The sequence below is a fragment of the Luteolibacter arcticus genome, assembly GCF_025950235.1.
Lineage (GTDB): Bacteria > Verrucomicrobiota > Verrucomicrobiia > Verrucomicrobiales > Akkermansiaceae > Haloferula > Haloferula arctica.
This window is the reverse complement of sequence record NZ_JAPDDT010000008.1, coordinates 294,065-311,960: the sequence shown is the minus strand read 5'-3', so window position 1 is coordinate 311,960 and position 17,896 is coordinate 294,065. Positions and strand designations below refer to the sequence as shown.

At 63.7% G+C, this 17,896-nt stretch carries 12 protein-coding genes and 2 tRNA genes; 11 read left to right on the top strand and 3 right to left on the bottom strand.

The genetic code is table 11. The features are described from left to right. The first annotated feature begins 8 nt into the window (after positions 1–8). Positions 9–4,028, top strand: coding sequence for a HEAT repeat domain-containing protein (locus tag OKA05_RS18555; protein ID WP_264488676.1), 4,020 nt, complete (start codon positions 9–11; stop codon positions 4,026–4,028). A gap of 15 nt (positions 4,029–4,043) precedes the next feature. Here OKA05_RS18555 and rtcR read toward each other — a convergent pair whose 3' ends face one another. Then, a complete protein-coding gene (rtcR, locus tag OKA05_RS18550) occupies positions 4,044–5,645 on the bottom strand; it encodes an RNA repair transcriptional activator RtcR (protein WP_264488675.1) in 1,602 nt (533 codons plus the stop codon). 209 nt (positions 5,646–5,854) lie between these two features. Here rtcR and OKA05_RS18545 point away from each other — a divergent pair, with 209 nt between their 5' ends. The 10 genes from OKA05_RS18545 (at position 5,855) to hpf (ending at position 14,368) form a co-directional block, all read left to right on the top strand. Continuing rightward, positions 5,855–7,429, top strand: coding sequence for an RNA-binding protein (locus OKA05_RS18545; protein WP_264488674.1), 1,575 nt, complete (start codon positions 5,855–5,857; stop codon positions 7,427–7,429). A 503-nt stretch (positions 7,430–7,932) separates the two neighbouring features. After that, a tRNA-OTHER gene (locus OKA05_RS18540) sits at positions 7,933–8,055 on the top strand. A 316-nt stretch (positions 8,056–8,371) separates the two neighbouring features. Beyond that, positions 8,372–8,839 (top strand): hypothetical protein, encoded by a 468-nt coding sequence (locus OKA05_RS18535; RefSeq protein ID WP_264488673.1) that lies wholly within the window; start codon positions 8,372–8,374, stop codon positions 8,837–8,839. A gap of 80 nt (positions 8,840–8,919) precedes the next feature. Beyond that, positions 8,920–9,048, top strand: a tRNA-OTHER gene (locus OKA05_RS18530). 82 nt (positions 9,049–9,130) lie between these two features. Beyond that, positions 9,131–9,466 (top strand): hypothetical protein, encoded by a 336-nt coding sequence (locus OKA05_RS18525; protein ID WP_264488672.1) that lies wholly within the window; start codon positions 9,131–9,133, stop codon positions 9,464–9,466. Between the two features lie 29 nt (positions 9,467–9,495). Continuing rightward, positions 9,496–10,278, top strand: a complete 783-nt coding sequence (locus OKA05_RS18520) for a DUF6714 family protein (RefSeq protein ID WP_264488671.1) — start codon at positions 9,496–9,498, stop codon at positions 10,276–10,278. 48 nt (positions 10,279–10,326) lie between these two features. Further along, a complete protein-coding gene (locus OKA05_RS18515) occupies positions 10,327–11,808 on the top strand; it encodes an RtcB family protein (RefSeq protein ID WP_264488670.1) in 1,482 nt (493 codons plus the stop codon). A 51-nt stretch (positions 11,809–11,859) separates the two neighbouring features. Next, the gene (rtcA, locus tag OKA05_RS18510; protein ID WP_264488669.1) at positions 11,860–12,876 is read left to right on the top strand and encodes an RNA 3'-terminal phosphate cyclase; all 1,017 of its coding nucleotides are present in this window, start codon (positions 11,860–11,862) and stop codon (positions 12,874–12,876) included. Between the two features lie 62 nt (positions 12,877–12,938). Next, positions 12,939–13,592, top strand: a complete 654-nt coding sequence (locus OKA05_RS18505; RefSeq protein ID WP_264488668.1) for an HAD family hydrolase — start codon at positions 12,939–12,941, stop codon at positions 13,590–13,592. Positions 13,593–13,780: 188 nt separating this feature from the next. Continuing rightward, on the top strand, positions 13,781–14,368 hold the full coding sequence (hpf, locus tag OKA05_RS18500) for a ribosome hibernation-promoting factor, HPF/YfiA family (protein WP_264488667.1): 588 nt from the start codon (positions 13,781–13,783) through the stop codon (positions 14,366–14,368). 91 nt (positions 14,369–14,459) lie between these two features. On the opposite strand, the gene OKA05_RS18495 is transcribed toward hpf, so the two are convergent. After that, complete coding sequence (locus tag OKA05_RS18495) at positions 14,460–14,807, bottom strand: hypothetical protein (RefSeq protein WP_264488666.1); 348 nt, start codon at positions 14,805–14,807, stop codon at positions 14,460–14,462. 82 nt (positions 14,808–14,889) lie between these two features. Then, positions 14,890–17,895 (bottom strand): UvrD-helicase domain-containing protein, encoded by a 3,006-nt coding sequence (locus tag OKA05_RS18490; RefSeq protein ID WP_264488665.1) that lies wholly within the window; start codon positions 17,893–17,895, stop codon positions 14,890–14,892. Position 17,896 lies beyond the last annotated feature (1 nt).

The window sequence follows — 17,896 nt, the reverse complement described above, 5'->3', positions numbered from 1 at the left end:
CCCTTTGCGTGAAACCGCTGCTCCTCCTACTCTGTGCCGCGTTCGCCGTCTCCGCCCAGGAGCCGGTCGCGGATGCCATCAAGGCATTGAAGGCGGAGCCACCGACGGCAGCGACCTTGGCGAAGGCCGTGCCCTTGCTGGCGGATCCCGCGGGGCGGAGCAGCGTGCGGCTCACCATCCTCAGCCTGGAGCCCTTCCCCTCCGCCGAGCTGATGAACTTGCTCTCCCACGCCGATCTCGCCGTGCGGCTCGGCGCGTTGGAGCTGTTAGAGGAAAAGGCTGGCGGCGACTTCGGTTTCAATCCGTGGAATTCCCCGGGCTCACCGGAGAATGAAGGCCCGCTCGCCCGCTGGAAACAGTGGACCGGCGAGAAGCCCGGCACCGCGGGCAAACGGGATCTCTTCGGCGACGAACAGCGCCGCAGCTACCTGCACGACCTGCTTGGCAATGACAGCGACAAGTCTGCACGCGCCCGTCGCATGCTGGAAGCCGACGGGCTCGGCGCGGTGGGTTTCCTCGAGACCTTCCTTTCAAGCTCCGCCACCCTGCCCACCGGCAGCCGTGCGAAAGTACGAGAAGCGCAGTACCAAATCGTGCTTTCCCGTCCGCTCGGCCCGCAGGCCGCCACGACCGCACGCCAGCTCGCCTTCGGCAGCCGCGACCAGACGCTCTCAGCGCTCGGCACCCTGCGCGGTGCCGGTCTCGTCGCCCTGCCGATCTTGCGCGACTTCCTCCAGCATGCCGACCCGCTGGTCCGCGAGACCGCGATCGATGCGATGCTCTCCGCCGGTGGCGCGCAGTCGCTGCCGGTGGTGGCCCCGGTGCTCACCGCGGAGACCGACGTCAATGTCATCCACGGTGCCCTGCGCCGCCTGAAGGAAATCCCCGGCGATGCCTCGCTCAAGCTCGCCGCTTCCTTCCTTTCGCACGAGGACGAGGACCTGCTCGTCTCCGCCATCCAGGCTTGTCTCAAGCTCGCCGGCGGCAGCGAGAACGACATGATGTTCAGCGGCAGCAACCGCAAGCCGAAGCTCGCGGAAGGCGTGCAGGCCGAGGTGAACCAGGCAATCCTCAAGGCGCTCTCCGATCCCCGCTGGCGCGTCCGCACCGCCGCTCTCGAATTCGTCGCCGGCCGCAAGGTCATGGAGGCCAAGCCGCGCTGCGTCGAGCTGCTATCCGATCCCGACGAGTTTGTCCGCTTCAGCGCGATCAAGGCCGCCGCGGCCCTCGGTGCCGAAGGCGCGGCCGAGAAGCTCAAGGAGATGTTCCTTTCCGACCCCGGCATGGTCGGTCCGGTGCTCGAAGGCTATGCGGCACTCAGCAAGGAGCCCGACGCAGCGATGATCGAGAAGCTTTCGGCCTATCCGCCGGATGCCCGCCTCGCTGCCATCCGCGCCGCTGAAGCGGACTCGGATCTCTCGGACATCGTCATCCGCTTCGCGAACGATCCCGACCTGGACGTCTCCTGCGCGGCCATCCGCTTCCTTTCCGCCGATGCCGATCGCGTGAAGACCAATGAAGTCGCGAGCGTGCTGGTGTCCGCCCTCCGCTCTAACAGCCCGGAGAAACGCGCCGCCGCCCTCGATCGCCTCGCCCTGCCGCCGGTGTCGGGCAAGCAACCCGACCCCACGCTTCAGCAGGCTCTGAGACTGGTCGGCAGCGATGGCGAGAAGACCGCGCTCGACCCACTCTACGATGCTTTCTTGAAAGCGGCCGGGCAGCAGGCGGCGGCTCCCGCCCCCGCCGTGCAGGTCATCCCCGGTGCCCAGGCGGAGCTCATGAAGGCGCTCAACGGGATCGCCGCTGAAACCAGCGAATCATCCTTCCGCGCCGCCCTCTGCCTCGCGCGTGCCGGCGATCCCGGCGGCCTCGGCGTGCTCGTCTCGCGTTTGCCCCAGCTTTCGACTGCCCAACGCGCCGCCATCGCCGAGCAGCTCTACAATCCCACGCGCAAGGAAGCCCTGGACCTCCTCCGTCTGCTCCTGCGCGACCCGATCGAAGAGATCCGCGGTGCGGCAGCCGGATCGACGCTGTCGAACGAGAACGCCCCTGCCTTCCTCTCGATGCTGCTAGAGGAACTCGCCGCACCCGGTGCCAAGCTCCAGCCGCAGGAGATCTACTCGTATCACTTCGAGTCCGTGGCCCGCGAAAACAAGATGGTCCCCACCTTGCGGGCTTGGGCGCTGTCCGTGCTCCGCGATGACAAGGCGAGCCATCCCTTGCAGGTGCTCGCGCTCATCTCCCTGCGTCAGAATTTCCCGGCCTCCGCCGCCGAGCCGGTGCTCGCGCTGGCGAAAGGCTCGTCCGACCGCTGGGTCCGCCGCGCCGCGTGGCACGCCATGGGCACGACCGGTGCCGCCGTTTTCCGACAGAATCTCGCCACGCTCGCGGGCGACCCCTCCCCCCAGGTGCGGGCCGTCCTGGCCGAGGTCAGCGGGCGCATGGACTCGGCGTGGATGCACCGCTTCGACGATACCCGCGCGGTGCGCGACAGCTCCTGGTATTCCGAGCGGACCTCGCGTCGCCTCACCCCCGAAGCCAAGTCGGCGCTGGAGAAGATGGCTGCCACCGATCCCGACGAGAACGTTCGCTTCGAGTCGCTGTTCGCGCTGCTCTCCCACGGCCAGACCATCGATGCCGAAGCCTTCGCCGGTCTGATCTCCCGCCAGCCTGAGGAGACTGCGGCTTCCTACCGCATCGCCGACTGGATGGGAGAGAACTCGAGCCGCATCGGCCCCGGTCTGGCCCCGATCGCGGCGGCGCTCGACACCTCCACGATCAATTCGGAGCGGATGCAGACGATCATCGCCCGCCTCGCGCCGAAGGAAGAGGGAGGCGGATTCGCCAGCTTCGCCGCCCTGGTCGCCGGTGCCGAAGCGGTTGCCGCCGCACCGCAGCAAACCGCCGTGGCGGAAGACGACAGCGAGGAAAAGCCCGCACGCGAATCGCTCAAGGTCGTGTACTTCTTCAAGCCCGGCTGCGCCGAGTGCGAGAAGGCGAGCCAGTTGTTAGAAACGGTGAAAGCCGACTTCCCCCTGCTGCAGGTGGAGAAGCACAACATCAACGAGACCGACGGCACCGTGCTCAACCAGGCCTTGTGCTCGCGCTTCCAGGTTCCCTCTAACAAGCACACGATCGCTCCCGCGATCTTCAGCCAGACCGGCTTTCTGGTCCGTGAGGACATCGTGCCACAGGCACTTGGCGGCCTGCTCTCCGCCACCATGTCGAAGACCCAGGACGACTCGTGGAGCGTGATTGCGCGACCGGAAATCGCCGCCGCGCAGGAGGTGGTGCAGGAGCGCTTCAAAGCGTTGACCTTGCCGGTCGTTCTCGCCGCCGGCCTCATCGACGGGATCAACCCGTGCGCATTCGCCACCATCATATTCTTCCTCTCCTACCTCCAGATCGCACGGCGCACGCCGCGCGAGATGCTGATGGTCGGCGCGGCGTTCATCATCGCCGTGTTCCTGGCCTACTTCCTCGCCGGACTGGTGCTACACAAGGTGTTGGCGCAGATGACCGACCGCATCGCCGGCATCAAGCCATGGCTGGACTGGATCTTCGGCGGGCTCGCATTGGTCGCCGCCTTCCTGTCATTCCGCGATGCCTTGAAGGCACGCGCCGGCAAGATCGATGAGATGTCGCTCCAGCTCCCCGGCTTCCTCAAGGACCGCATCCGAGGTGTCATCCGCACGGGTGCCCGCGCGCGGCGCTTCGTGGCGGGTGCCTTCTTCGCCGGCCTGGCCATCTCCTTCCTGGAACTCGCTTGCACCGGCCAGGTCTATGCGCCGATCATCTATCACATCCAACAGGGACGAATGGATGCCGTTGCGTGGCTCCTCGCTTACAATCTCGCCTTCATCGTGCCGCTGATCGTGATCTTCGGCCTCGCCTTCACCGGCATGACCAGCAATGCACTGATCGCCTTCCAGACCAAGCACACGTTTGCGGTGAAGGTTGCGCTGGGGCTCGTGTTTGTCGCACTCGCGTGGGTGATCGTGTTCGGCCAGCAGATGCTTCACACATGAGCGGTGCGGCTCGCCTCAAGCACGGCACCGCTCGAAATCGAGACCGAACTTCGCGAGGTATTTCTTCAAGCGATCCGCGTCATTGGTCACCGCCCGCTTCTTGCGCGACACCGAGAACAATTCGCGCCCCGCCTCCGAAAGCGTCCGCGACTTCCGGCAGATGGCCACGACATGGGCGAGCTGCATGCGATCGAAAGGGTCGATCTCGTCATCCAGCAATCCCTCCAGGGAAATACAATCTACGGCGTCCGCCGTACTTCCCGGCCGCTTCCAGCTTTCCCGCAGGCGCGCAATTTCCTCATCCACCTCCTCCACCCGGATGCGCCCGCGTGGCGCAAGGGTCGCCATGCGGGTGATCGCGGCATTGAGATCGCGGAAGTTCCCGCTCCACAGCGTATCGGCGGCCTCGGCGAACTTCAGGAACGCCTGGCGCGCCTCCTTGTTGAAGCTGGCCTGCTTGCCATTCGCGCGGGCGAAGCGCTCCAGCTCGAACTCCAGATTCGGCGCGATGTCTTCCCGCCGCTGCTTCAGCGCCGGCAGCTCGAAGGTCCATAGATGAATCCGCGCTAACAGATCCTCGCGGAAGCGACCGCTCACCACCGACTCGCGCAGATCGCGGTTGGTCCCGGCGATGAGCTGGAAGTCGCTGCTCACCGGCTTGTCGGAACCGACCGGCAAGAAGGTCTTGTCCTCCAGCGCACGCAGCAGCATCGCCTGCTCGTCCGGACCGAGTTCGCCGATCTCATCGAGGAAGAGCAGGCCGCCGTCAGCTTCACGGAGCAGGCCCGGCCGGTCCTTCTGCGCCCCGGTGAAGGAGCCCCGCACGTGGCCGAACAACGCCGAGGCCGCCGTGTCGCCCCGCAGCGTGGCGCAGTTCATTTCCACGAAGCTGCCGCGCAGGCCGCCGCGCTGCTTGCGCAGTTCGAAGATGCGCCGGGCGAGCTGGGACTTGCCCGCCCCGGTCGGACCGCAGAGCAGCATCGGCGCCTGCGAGCGCAGCGCCACCTGTTCGATCCGGTCGATCAGCCGGTTGAAGCCGGCATTGCGGGTCGCGATCCCGCTCTTCAGGAAAGCCGTCGTCTCCACCGCATCGCGGGCGAAGCGGGTACTAAGCGCGTCGTACTTTGATAGATCGAGGTCGATCACCGCATAGCGCCCGGCCGGATCGGACGACCGCTGGATGGAGCGCGGCGAGGTCTGGATCAGCTTCGCCGGCACATAGCCCGCCTCCACCAGCAGGAAAAACGAGATCTGCGCGATGTGCGTGCCGGTCGTGATGTGCACCCAGTATTCCTCCCGCTCCGGATCGAAGGTGTAATCGCGCGCCCACTCGTGGAGCGCGCCATACACCGCGGCGAGGTCCCACGGGTCCTTGCCGAAATCGACGACGTGCCGGCGGACCTCCGTCTCCGGCGAGACCAGCCGGACATCCTCGGCGACCCGGTTCTGGAGATGGGAGAACTGCTGCTCCGCCAGGAGCTCGAAGCGGTCAAACAGCAGCTCCTCATGCTGGAACAACGACACGCTCGGCCGCCAGCCGTCCCAGCGGTTCGGCTCGACCCCTCCATCGAGCTTCGTTCCAAGCAAACCAATGACCACGCGTTTCACGCTCCCCATCCAATCCTATCCATTCAGATAAAGCACGCGCTTTCTAGCGATTTCACCCCTCACTCCAACCCGGAGCCAAAGCCCCCGAAAAACTCTACCAAAATTTCTTATCCGCTGTATTCCAACACCTTCCATCTCCAATCCACCATCCCACGTCTCACGTTGGCACACCCCCTGCCATACCTCTTCTCATCCGGCACAACCCCCGGATAACCAAAATGGCGAATAAGAACCTCTTCCAAGCGATCCGCGGCGCACTGGTGCCCGCGGCCACCGTCCGCAATGACGCGGGCGCCCCGGCCTACGAGTTGTCGCCAAAGGCCACCCTCGCACGACTCGCGGCTACCGGGTGCCTCACCCGCACCTACTACGCCACTGCCGAAACCCAGCTCGACCGCGTGCTCGAGCTGGCCCGCCAGGTGGACGTCGATTTCCTCGCACAGACCGCCCTCTACGCCCGGCGCAAGGGCTTCATGAAGGACATGCCGGCCTTGCTCTGCGCGGTGCTTGCCACCCGCGACCTCGACCGGCTCGCCGAAATCTTCCCGCAAGTCATCGACAACGGGAAGATGCTCCGGAACTTCGTGCAGATCCTGCGCTCCGGCGTCACCGGGCGGAAGTCCCTCGGCTCCGCGCCAAAGCGGCTCGTCCGCCAGTGGCTCGAGCGGGCCAACGAACGTCAGCTCGTCAACGCGACGATCGGCAACGATCCCTCGCTGGCGGATGTCGTGAAGATGGTCCACCCGCGTCCGGCCGATGCCACCCGCGAGGCCTTCTACGCCTGGCTGGTCGGCAAGCCCTTCGACGCCGCCGCCCTTCCCGAAACCTTGCGTGCCTACGAGGCATGGAAGCTTTCCAAGGAAGGCGAGGTCCCCGACGTGCCGTTCCAGATGCTCACCGCCCTCGATCTCGGAGACCGGGAGTGGTCGATGATCGCCGGAAACGCGTCGTGGCAAACCACCCGCATGAACCTGAACACCTTTGCCCGTCACGGTGTGTTCAAGTTCGGCGGCATGACGGAAAAGCTGGCCGCACGGCTGGCCGATCCCGAGCAAGTCCGGCGCGCCCGGGTGTTCCCCTATCAGCTTCTGGTCGCGTTTTTGAATGCGGACAAGGCGGTGCCGGGAGTGCTCCGGGAGGCTCTTCAGGACGCAATGGAAGTTGCGATCTCGAACGTGCCGGAAATCAACGGATCGGTCGTCGTCTGCGCTGACGTCTCCGGCTCGATGCACGGTCCGGTGACCGGCTACCGGCCGGGTGCCAGCTCGGTCGTGCGCTGCGTCGATGTCGCCGGCCTAGTGGCCGCCGCCTTCCTGCGGAAGAACCGGAACGCCCGGATCATCCCGTTCAAGGAAGACGTCGTCTCACTGGAACTCAACCCGCGCGATACCGTCATGACCAATGCGACCAAGCTGTCGAGCCTGCCACCGGGCGCGACCAACTGCTCGGCCCCGCTGCGGCTGCTCAACACGGAAAAGGCGGCCCCCGATCTGGTGGTCTTCGTTTCCGACAATGAATCCTGGGCCGACCCGCGGGCCAATCGTGGAACCGCCATGATGGTCGAGTGGGAGAAGCTCAAGACCCGTAACCCGAAGGCCCGTCTCGTCTGCATCGATCTGGTGCCAAACACCACCGCGCAGGCGCCGGACCGCAAGGACATCCTCAATATCGGCGGCTTCAGTGACTCCGTCTTCGACCTTATCGCCGCCTTCGCGGCCGGGGCCGATGGAACCGATCACTGGATCAGCGAGATCGAACTCCAGCCTCTAACAGAACGCATGAAACTCGCATGACCGTAGCTGGGGCATCTTGCCCCAGTCCGTTGCGGGAGCGTCTCGCTCCCGAGCCTGATCTGCCGGCGCGGCGGATGCCGGTGAAGACTACAACTCCATTGCTCATGGCACGACCGTCTTCGCTTTCCTCGCCGCCGCGCCGGCCTCGCCTCGACCGTGGCTGCGGCATCTAGCCACAGCCTCTAACAATCCGCCGGCGCGGTGGATGCCAGGGAGACTACACGCTCAAAACGTTCGAGCCTCTCAAGCTCGCTGTCTCCCGAATCCTCGCCACCGTGCCGGCCTCGCTTGATCGTGGCTGCGGCATCTGCCGCAAGCCTTCCTGAAAATTCTGTCGTCACGGCGGATGCCGGTGGGACTACATGTCTACAAACTACATTGGGCTGTGACACGCCCGACGTCTCACCTCACCTCGCCGCCGTGCCGACACACCCTCTCTTGCCGAATGCAGACGAGACTACATCACGCCGGAGGTCGCGGGTTCGATTCCCGCCTCCGCCTTTGGGCGGAGTGGAGCAATGGTAGCTCGCCGGCCATTCATCTCGTCGCCCCTTGTCGGCAACTTCCATTTCCGCGAATGCCCGGGAAGATTACACGGGTCGTTGGTTCGAGTCCAACCCCGCTCCGGCGGGTAGCTCAGTCGGGTAGAGCAGTCATCACGGATCTTCCCAATCTTTGTCGCGGTTCCCTTCAACGCTGAATGCCCGCGGGACTACATGCAGGATTTGCTCCTGTTCCGTAATGAAAGAAACATTCGGGATGACGTCCCGCAAATACTTGTCAGCGCCCCTCTCCCGCGAATGCAGGGAGGACTACATACATTAATCCATTGGTCGCCGGTTCGACTCCGGCCCCGCTCCGGCGGGTAGCTCAGCTTGGTAGAGCAGTGGCAAAACGTCTTTCCGATCCTTGTCGCGGATCTTCCTTTCACCATCGATTCCCATGATCACCAACGTCCACGCCAACGAACGCCCCTCGCGCTTTCTCAAGTCGCGGATCGAGAACTTCGCCGAAGCCCTCGCGTTCTTCACGCCCATGCCCCAGCGGCAGGTGGCGTTCCTGCTCCAGATCGATTTCTGGGACTGGGAAATGGATGAGATCCTCTACGCCGTCTCGAACTTCGGCGACCGGGAACAAGCCTGGCGTCTGAGCGGACGGACCGCCGATGACCTGCTCGGCTCACAAGGCATCCTGCTCCGCGCAAAGACCCGCAAGAGCTACGGTGCGGCCGTGCAAGTCACCAAGGTCGTCGCGCCCCTCGTGGATCTGCGCAACCTCGTTGATCAGTGGAACGACCTCGTCGCACGCTGCGAGGCGCTGCTCGATCGCGGTGAGATCGAAAAGACTCTCATCGTCGGAGGCAAGGTCCTGCAAGACCTCTCCAAGTATCGCAAGACCCTGACCCCTTGAGAAAATCACGGCGAATGCCGGTGAAACTACATCATTCGTAATGACCAGGTCGCCGGTTCGAGTCCGGTCCGGACCTCTCTCGGTCCGGTAGCTCAGTTGGTAGAGCAGGAACGTTTCACCAATCCCTTGTCGCCGATCCCTTTCATCGTGAATGCCGCAAAGACTACAGTGGTTAATACCTGTGCGGGTAACCAATCCCGCCGGGCCTCGTGCCCGTGGCGGAAATCAGACGCACCAGAATGAAGTCTTCGCTCTCCTTGTCACGATGATCCCCTCCAACCCCTCCCTCCCATGACTCCATCTCTTCCCACTATCGAAGCTTCCGATCACGCCTGGATGAATCTTGGAGATTGGAACGATCGGGATACTCTGGCCGGAAATCATGCCGCCTTCGAGGCGCTGCGGAATGCCATCGACAAGCTGCTCTCGGAGACCTCGGAGAAGGTGTATATCCAGAGCGAAGAAATCCAGATCGCCTGCCTGCAACTCCAGTCCGAGCAGCCGAAAATCCTCCCGACTTCCTTCATCACCAAAGTGGCGGGCTTCGGGGTCACCATCCTCCTGGGTCTTGTCTTCTTCCTTGGCATCGCAAGCCTGCTTGGCCTCGTTGCCGCACTTTTCTCCTAGCTTTGAATCATTCCCAGTCTCGTCAGCCCGTGCAACCAGACATCCGACATCCCTGCCCATGCTGTGGCTATCGAAGCTACGCGCTTCCCGCAGGCGGAACGATGCAGCTCTGCCCGGTGTGCTTGTGGGAAGATGCACCGGGCGACGCTCCCTTCAATCATTCCAACGAGGTTTCGCTCGTCGAAGGACAACGACATTTCCTGACTAACGGAGCATGCGAAGCTCAGTTCGAAGGGGAAACCCGCGCTCCACTTCCTGAAGAAGCCCGCTCTCCGCAGTGGCTGTCATTCGATATGCTCCGGGAAAAGATCATCACTTCAATCGAACGAGCATTTCGCAAGGTATCCCGCGATGGAGGAATCACGCTTCATCAGATGGATCTGGTCGATGGAAACTACCTGGGAACTCACATAGCCATGAAAATCGCCGAGGAAGAGGACCCGGAAACTCGCTGGCAGGATATCCCGGCCGGCAAGCTGTCCGAATTCCATGAATCATTGGTCTTCTTGGATGATCTTGGATTCCGGTTCTATCTGCCTGCATTCATGACCCACGCCTTGGCGACGGCTTTTCCCGATATCGCCTACGCCGAGTTTAACGGAGTCCTCTGGTCGCTGGACGGAGGACCTGAAGACCCCTACCGACGGGATTCAATCGCACTGCTCAATCTTGAGCAAAAGCAAGCGACTGCCGCCTTCCTCCAACTCATCGCGACTTTTGCTGACGGTTCCGACGCTGGCTATGCCAAGAAAGGCTTGAGGAAAGGGTGGGACGCCTTCGTTCCGCTCTACGTGACACAGGCCACGCTCTAAGGAAATCATCTTCTCGGTTCAACTTACCCCACCCAATAAACTTTTCCCATGACCATCCACAAGACCGACGAAGCCCTCGGCTTCATTCCGCTCCCCGGCGATGCCGGCAAGCCGATCACCGTGGTCGGCACCGACGCGATCCGCGATTCCTTCGACGAGACTTGCCTCCAGCAAGCCGTGAACTCACGGATGGCGCCGGGCGTGACCGAACTCGTCCTGAACCCCGACGCGCACGCCGGCTACGGCGCGCCGGTCGGCTGTGTGATGATCTCGCCGACCCACATCTATCCCGGCCCGGTCGGCGTGGATATCAAGTGCTCCATGAGCCTGCTCCAGCTCGATATCCCGGAGGACGCGATCAAGGACAAGCAGACCCGCCGTGCGCTGATCGATGCCATCATCCAGCGCACCCCGACCGGTGCCGGCAAGGGCCAGCGCTCGGTGAAGAAGGCGCGCCATGTCGATGAACTCATCGGCGTGCCTGCCGTGACGGAGGGCGCGACCCAGCGCGTGTGCCAGGCACTCGGCATCCCGCCGGAGTGGGCCATCCGCTGTGAGGACTCCAGCCATACCGGCCACGATGGGACCTACGATGCCCTTCGTACTCGCCTGGAGAAGATCCTGGCCGAGGGCCGCATCCGGAACTTCGCCGACAAGATCGGCCAGCTCGGGTCCTACGGCGGGGGCAATCACTTCGGCGAGTGCGAGATCACCAAGGTCACCGACCGGCCGTGGGCGCGCGAGACTGCGAAGTCCTTTGGCATGAAGGATGGCCACGTCTCCTTCCTCAGCCACTGCGGATCGCGCGGCTTCGGAAACCTGCTCGCGCAGGGCCAGTTCCGGGACCTGGAACACAAGTTCCGCACCTGGTCCACGCCCTTCCCGGCCGGCGACAAGCAGCTCGTCTACGCCCCGCTCGGAACTCCGGAAGCAGATGCCTACCTCGATGACATGGCACTCGGCGCGAACTTCGCCACCGTGAACCACCTCCTGATCAACGCCCTCGTGTTAGAGGCATTCCAGGAAGTGCTGCCCGGCGCGAAGGGCAAGCTCGTCTATTTCATCTCGCACAATATCGCGCGGGAAGAAATCCACGAGGGCCGCAAGTCATGGGTCCACCGCAAGGGCGCGACGCGCGCGATCCCCGGCGGCCACTTCTCGCTGGCGGGAACTCCATTTGAGAAAACCGGCCACCCGATCCTGCTGCCGGGCAACCCGCGCGACGGCTCCGTCGTGATGGTCGCCCGCGCAGGTGCCGAGCGCACCGCCTACTCCGTGAATCACGGCGCCGGTCGCCGCATGGGCCGCAAGCACGCGGCGCGAACCCTGGATCAAGTGGCGGTGGACGCCGACTTCGACCGCGACGATATCCTCAGCAACTGCCGCAAGTACCCGATCGATGAAGCACCGGACGCTTACAAGAGCTTCCCGGAAGTGCTCCGCAGCGTGGAAAGCGCCGGCCTGGCAGAAACCGTCGCGAGCCTGAAGGCCCGCTTCGTCATCAAGGATGAGACTGCTGCGGATGACTAACACAAGGAATAGGTCCTATGAGACCCATAGGACCTATTCTCTCCTCTCTCCATGAAACCCCTCCAACTCGACGGCTCCTCCGGCGGCGGGCAGATGCTCCGCACCGCACTCTCGCTCGCAATGGTGACCGGCCAGCCATTCCGCATGACGAATATCCGCGGCAAGCGCTCGCGGCCGGGACTGATGCGCCAGCATCTCACCTGCGTGAAGGCCGCCTGTGAAATCTCCGGCGGCACCGCGGACGGCGCGGAGATCGGCTCCACCGAGCTGGTCTTCCGCGCCGGCAAAGTACGAGCCGGATCGTACCAATTCGCCATCGGCACCGCAGGCAGCACGGGGCTGTTATTCCAGACCCTCTTGCCCGCCCTGTGGCAACCGGACGGGCCGAGCACGCTGCGTCTGGAAGGAGGCACGCACAATCCCCTCGCACCGCCCTTCGATTTCCTCGATCGTGTCTTCTTGCCTGCTTTGAAGAAGGCAGGCGTGGAGGCCGGACTTTCACTCGAAAGCGCCGGCTTCGCACCCGCCGGCGGCGGCGCGATCACAGCCATCATCCATCCTTGCGCCAAGCTCGCCCCGCTCGACCTCTCCACCCGCCCGGAACTCACCGGCTCGCGCATCCGCGTGCTCACGCGACACCTTCCGCTCTCCATCGCCGGGCGGATGCTCGATGCCGCCCTCGAGCTCATCCCCTGCAAGGACGCCGCCGTGGAGAACTGCGAGCCCGGCCCGGGAGCCGGCGTGTGTTGCCTCGTCGAGAGCGAATTCGGAGACTTGCGTGAACTCACCAGCGCCTTCGGTGAACAAGGCACCAGCGCCGACAAGATCGGCCATCGCGCCGCGAAGTTGATGCAGGATTTCATCGGCTGCGGCGCTCCGGTCGGACGCTGTCTCGCCGACCAATTGCTGCTGCCCATGGCCCTCGCGGGTGACGGCCGCATCGTCACGATGTCGCCGGATGCCCACGTGCCGACGAATATCTCGGTGATCGAGAAGTTCCTGCCGGTGAAGTTCCGCGTCCACGATGGCGAGCGGGGCACGAAGGTAATCGAGGTGACCCGCGATTGAAACTTCGTCTCGCGTCCTCAAGGCTTGCGGCAGGATGCCGCAGCCACTTTCATCCGCCCGCGATGAAGCCCGGCCTGATTTTCGATCTCGATGGCACCCTGATTGATTCCTTGCCCGGGATCGCGGCTTCCTTGAATCACGCGCTCGAGCGTTGCGGCCTGCCGGGCCACGTCCACGCCGACGTCCGCCGCTTCATCGGCAATGGCTCGTATGAACTCGCTCGACGGGCGATGCCGGAAGGTTCGCTGCCCGCCGAGATCCTGGCGGTCGAGACCGCCTTCAAGGACGACTATGCCGTCACTTGGCCGCAGGGCACCGCTCCCTACCATGGCATTCCCGCGTGCTTGGAAAACCTCGCAGCCGCCGGCTACCGGCTCGCGGTCCTTTCCAACAAGCCGCACCCCTTCACGGTCGAAATCGTACAACGCCTCTTCCCCGGCCTGCCCTTCGACCCCGTCTTCGGCCAGCGCCCGGAAACCCCGCGCAAGCCGCACCCGGAAGCCGCCCTCCAGATCGCCCGCCATTGGGGAGTCGCGCCCGAGAGCTGCCGCTTCATCGGCGACTCCACGGTGGACCTCGAAACCGCCCGTGCGGCGGGCATGCCGGCCATCGCCGTCGGCTGGGGCTATCACGATGCCCCCGCCCTGCTCGAAGCAGGGGCAACGTCCGTCCTCGCAAAAATGACGGATCTGGACGCATTCCTCGCCGCTTCTTGAGGCTCAGCGAAATCCGCGTCAGCGGCCGGATTTTCACGCATACCCCTTTGTATTTACGATGCAAAGGATGCCGCGATTTCCACAAGAACGGGGTGGCAAAATCGCCACGGATGGTCCAGTCTGCTAGGTGGATAAGGGCGGATAAAACCGCCGTCCATTCACCCACCAACAAAACAGGAGAATAGACTATGCAAACCGCAAACGTGAACCTGCCCATTACGGTCACCGTCCGTCATGAATCCGTGACCGATTCGCTGCGCGAGTACGCCCAAAAGAAAATCGAGGGTCTCCACCTCGACTACCCGCGAATTATCGAAGCGAAGGCCATTCTCGACGTGCAGAAAAACCGCCACATCGCGGAAATCATTCTTTTTTGCGCCAACCACATTACGATCGAGGCCCACACGGAAGGGCAGGATATGTACGCCGCCATCGACGAAACGATCGACAAGATCGCCCGCCGCATGCGGAAGCACAAGACGCGCCTCATGAAGAAGAAGCGCCCGCACCGGAACGACTCCATCCGGCATCTCGACGAGCGCTACTTCCGTGAGGAAATCATCGACCACCCGGAAGAGTCCGAGGCCGATCCCGAGCCATTCCTGGTCCACCCCGAAAAGTACCGCCTCAAGACCATGTATAAGGAAGACGCCGTCATGGAGCTGGAGCTCTCGGAACGGCCCTTCGTCCTCTACAAGAGCGCACGCCGCGGTTGCCTGACCATCCTGTATCGCCGCAAGGACGGCGAGTACGGAGCCATCGACGTGAAGGAGTAATCCTTCCTCTTTTTCCAATCCACGCCCGCCCCGGCCTTCGCCGCGGCGGGTGTTTCGTTTTTTGCAGGTTGATCCCCGCCACCCGATTTTTTTATCGCCCGTAGAGCTCGTCCACCGGCAGCACAATCTTCTTTCGCTCCTCGGGAGGACCATGATACACCGTGATCTTTTCGTCAGTGATGCGATAGGTCGCGAATTTGAAAGTTCGCCAAGTGCTCTCCTTCACGATGTAGAGCCATTCTCCAGAGTAGCGTCGAGGATCGAGGGATTGCTTTCCATGGACCTTCTTACCCCGGATGAGCTTCAACAATTTGCCGTCCTTCATCACCCCGACAAAAACCGCTCGATCGACGTCCCTGTAAAACGCATCCAGCGGATCCGCGGCCATCGAACCGGTGAGGATGAGCGCGAGGAAAGCGTGGATGCTGAACTTGTTCATGTTTTTCCCGGAAACGTCGGGGTGCATATGAGCCGGGCCGGAGTGTCAGTGCAATCCGGGAATGTCACCGGGCAATCGAGCTTCATGGAACGTCAACGCATGCGAGGAGCTTGGTGGAGAGCAACACGCATCTCACCGGCACATCGCCGAAGGCCTTTGAAAGCACCTCACGGTAAGCCGTCATCTGCCCGGAATAGCGTTCGGTCAGTTGCCTTGGCTCTTGGATCGCGTCCGTCTTGAAATCGATCAGCTCAAGAGTGGCAACCTTTCCTCCGGAGTCACGGATGACGTGAAGCCGGTCGATCACCCCGCTCAGCCACTTTCCGTCGAGAATCGCTTCCACCGGCTGCTCACGGAAGAGTTCCACGTTTCGGCCGCCTCGCTCGAAGAGCGCGACAATCTCAGGCCTCGCGAGAAGATCGCGGACCAGCGCCCCAGCGTCACCCGGCAAGAACTTCGGCGTTGTCTCATCAAGCCAGCCGATGGCTTCGAAGGCGGCATGCACCTCGCGACCGAAGATCATGCCCGCAGGAGAAGGCGTGGCGAACTTGTCCGCCTTCGCGCCCGAGGGCGTAATCCGGGCACGGCGGGCCTTCGCCACACCCAATTGAGGAATGGCCAGCTTTTCGGCGGACTCACGATCCGGCACGTCGCACCACCACGACGCGTCGCCGGACTGGAAGCTGTCGCCGGCGGAGCGGGCAACCCAATTCGAGGAGGACTTCCACTCGCCCGGATCCTTCCGGGACTTTGGGACCTCCGGCAGCAGGACGTAGAGCCCGCGCTTGGCCCGCGTGAGGGCGACGTAGAGCACGCACATCGCCTGGTAGCGTTGGTCATCCGCCCACACTTCTTCCGCCGCGGAAAGCGCTGGCACCAGCGAACGGACCCACGAAGCCGGCGGCTCCAGCAACCAAGGACAAGCGCCGTGGAGGCCGCGGGCAACATTGAAATCGCCGTGATTCGGCACCTGCGTGTCCTCGATCTCGGGCAGGACCACGACATCAAAGCCCAGCCCCTTCGATTTGTGAATGGTCAGCACCTGCACCGCCGCGGCACCGGGAGCCTGCGGGATTTCGAGGTCGGCGATCCAGCGCACCGCCTCACGCGGCGTGGCGGCACCCGAGGCGTCGAATACCGCCAAGGCGCCGATCACGTCCCCCGCGCGACGGCGGGAGAACTCGGAAAGCTCCGGCCATAGCGGCTCGATGAGTTGCTCGATCATCGCGGCGAAGCCATGCAGGCGAGCGGTCTTCAGCAGCCCTTCCCACGCCGCTTGCCAGTATTCGCCATAGCGTTCCTTGAGAATCGCCTCGAGCGGCGACATGGCGATCACTTGCCGCGCGAAGGCATCGTTCGGGTCCGCGAGCCAGCGAATCAGGTGCGACAACGTCACGCCCGGGGCATTGTCGACCACCGGCTGGCGACGGCCTTCCTCGATGACGTCGAAGCCATGCTCGCGCAGCAGCGCGGCGGTCGCGCGCACTTGGGCATTCGTTCTAACAAGCACACCGCACGTGAGGTTCTTCCGGCCGATGCCGATTTCCCGCAGCAGCTCGACCAAGCGGGCCTCGCGGTCGTCCTTCGCCACGACTTCCACCCGTGCCTCGCCGGTGAGCTGAGGCTTGGCCGAGACGTGATCTTCCCACGGCCAACGCCGCTCCATCTCCTCGCCGAAGAGATCACGGATGGTCGCAAGATCACCGCACACGGCATTCACCAGATCGAGCACGGCCGGACAGGACCGCCACGACTCCGGCATCGTGCGCGTCGCGAGGCCTCCGCCGTAACGGTGCTCCACCTCGTCGAAAAGGGTCACATCGCCGCCGCGCCAACCATAGATCGCCTGCTTGCGGTCGCCGACGACGAAGAGCGTGCCATCATCGCGCGTCGCCGCCTCGTCTAACAACGGCATCAAGCCATCCCACTCGGCACGACTGGTATCCTGGAATTCATCCAGCAACCAGTGGTCGTAATGGGCATCGAGCCGGAAATCGACCGCCTCGCGCCGCAGACGGGATTCCTCGTCCAGCGTCCACCGGCCCATCAAGACCTTCACGTCGTCGAAGCCTAAAAGACCTTTCCGCCGCAGCCGCCTCTCGCATTCTCCATCGAGGCTGGCCACCAGCTCCGCCACCGCGCGGGTGCGGGCGACCGCCGCGGCGAGCTCGCAGCCGGCCAGCAGCATGATGGCCTCGCGCAGTACCTGCTCGGCGCAGCCGCCGAGGTCGAACTCCTTGTAGTGCCTCAATCGCAGCGGTGAAGTCCCCACGACCAGCGCCTCCGCACACGTCTTGAAGAAATCGCTCGCGACCCTTCCGCTGCCGACCGTGTGCTCGATCAAGCTGGCCGCCACCTGCTGCATTTTTTCCGGCTGCCGCTTGTCCGTCCATGTGATGTCGCGACACGCGGCATCCAGCTTGCGCGCCAGTTCGTGCTTCTGTTGCTCCCATGCCTCGACTCCCGGCAGCAGCTCGAAAAGCCCCGCCCCGCCCCAGCCATCGAGCGGGATGCCGGACTTCCACAGCCCGTGCCAGTTGCCGAGGAACTTCTCGATGTCCTTCAGCACGCACGTGCCTTCCTTGCCCATCGTCGCGCGGCGGAAGGCGCTGAGAAAATCCTCCGCTCCCTCCCGTTCCAGTGCGGCGCCGAGGACCTCCCCGAGCATGTCGGACATCGCGGCCTCGAGCTTGGGGCCCTCGATCAACTCAAAGGTGCCACCGGTCAACCCGAGTTCGTACTGGAACCCTCGTACCACACGCGCGAAGAAGCCGTCCATGGTGCCGAGCTGGAAGGTCGGCAAGGCCCGCACGATACGGGCAAGGGTCGGCCCGGCCGCGAAGGCCTCGCCGATCTGCTGGCCCAATTTCCGCTCCTGCTCCGGATCCATCGCACACTCGGCGAGCTTCGACAGCACCGAGTCCGCGAACTCGCCCGCCGCCTTGCGGGTGAAGGTCAGCGCCACGATCCGTGCGGGATCCACTCCCCGCGAGCCGACCAAGCCAATCACGCGGTTGCCGAGCTGGAAGGTTTTCCCCGATCCTGCGGAGGCGAGGATCATGAGGTTCTTGGAAAGGATGGGAGGCACG

Excerpts from the sequence above, each read along its gene's own strand:
- rtcR (WP_264488675.1), bottom strand. The coding sequence starts at position 5,645 with ATGGGGAGCGTGAAACGCGTGGTCATTGGTTTGCTTGGAACGAAGCTC.
- OKA05_RS18545 (WP_264488674.1), top strand. The coding sequence starts at position 5,855 with ATGGCGAATAAGAACCTCTTCCAAGCGATCCGCGGCGCACTGGTGCCC.
- OKA05_RS18535 (WP_264488673.1), top strand. The coding sequence starts at position 8,372 with ATGATCACCAACGTCCACGCCAACGAACGCCCCTCGCGCTTTCTCAAG.
- OKA05_RS18525 (WP_264488672.1), top strand. The coding sequence starts at position 9,131 with ATGACTCCATCTCTTCCCACTATCGAAGCTTCCGATCACGCCTGGATG.
- OKA05_RS18515 (WP_264488670.1), top strand. The coding sequence starts at position 10,327 with ATGACCATCCACAAGACCGACGAAGCCCTCGGCTTCATTCCGCTCCCC.
- rtcA (WP_264488669.1), top strand. The coding sequence starts at position 11,860 with ATGAAACCCCTCCAACTCGACGGCTCCTCCGGCGGCGGGCAGATGCTC.
- OKA05_RS18505 (WP_264488668.1), top strand. The coding sequence starts at position 12,939 with ATGAAGCCCGGCCTGATTTTCGATCTCGATGGCACCCTGATTGATTCC.
- hpf (WP_264488667.1), top strand. The coding sequence starts at position 13,781 with ATGCAAACCGCAAACGTGAACCTGCCCATTACGGTCACCGTCCGTCAT.
- OKA05_RS18495 (WP_264488666.1), bottom strand. The coding sequence starts at position 14,807 with ATGAACAAGTTCAGCATCCACGCTTTCCTCGCGCTCATCCTCACCGGT.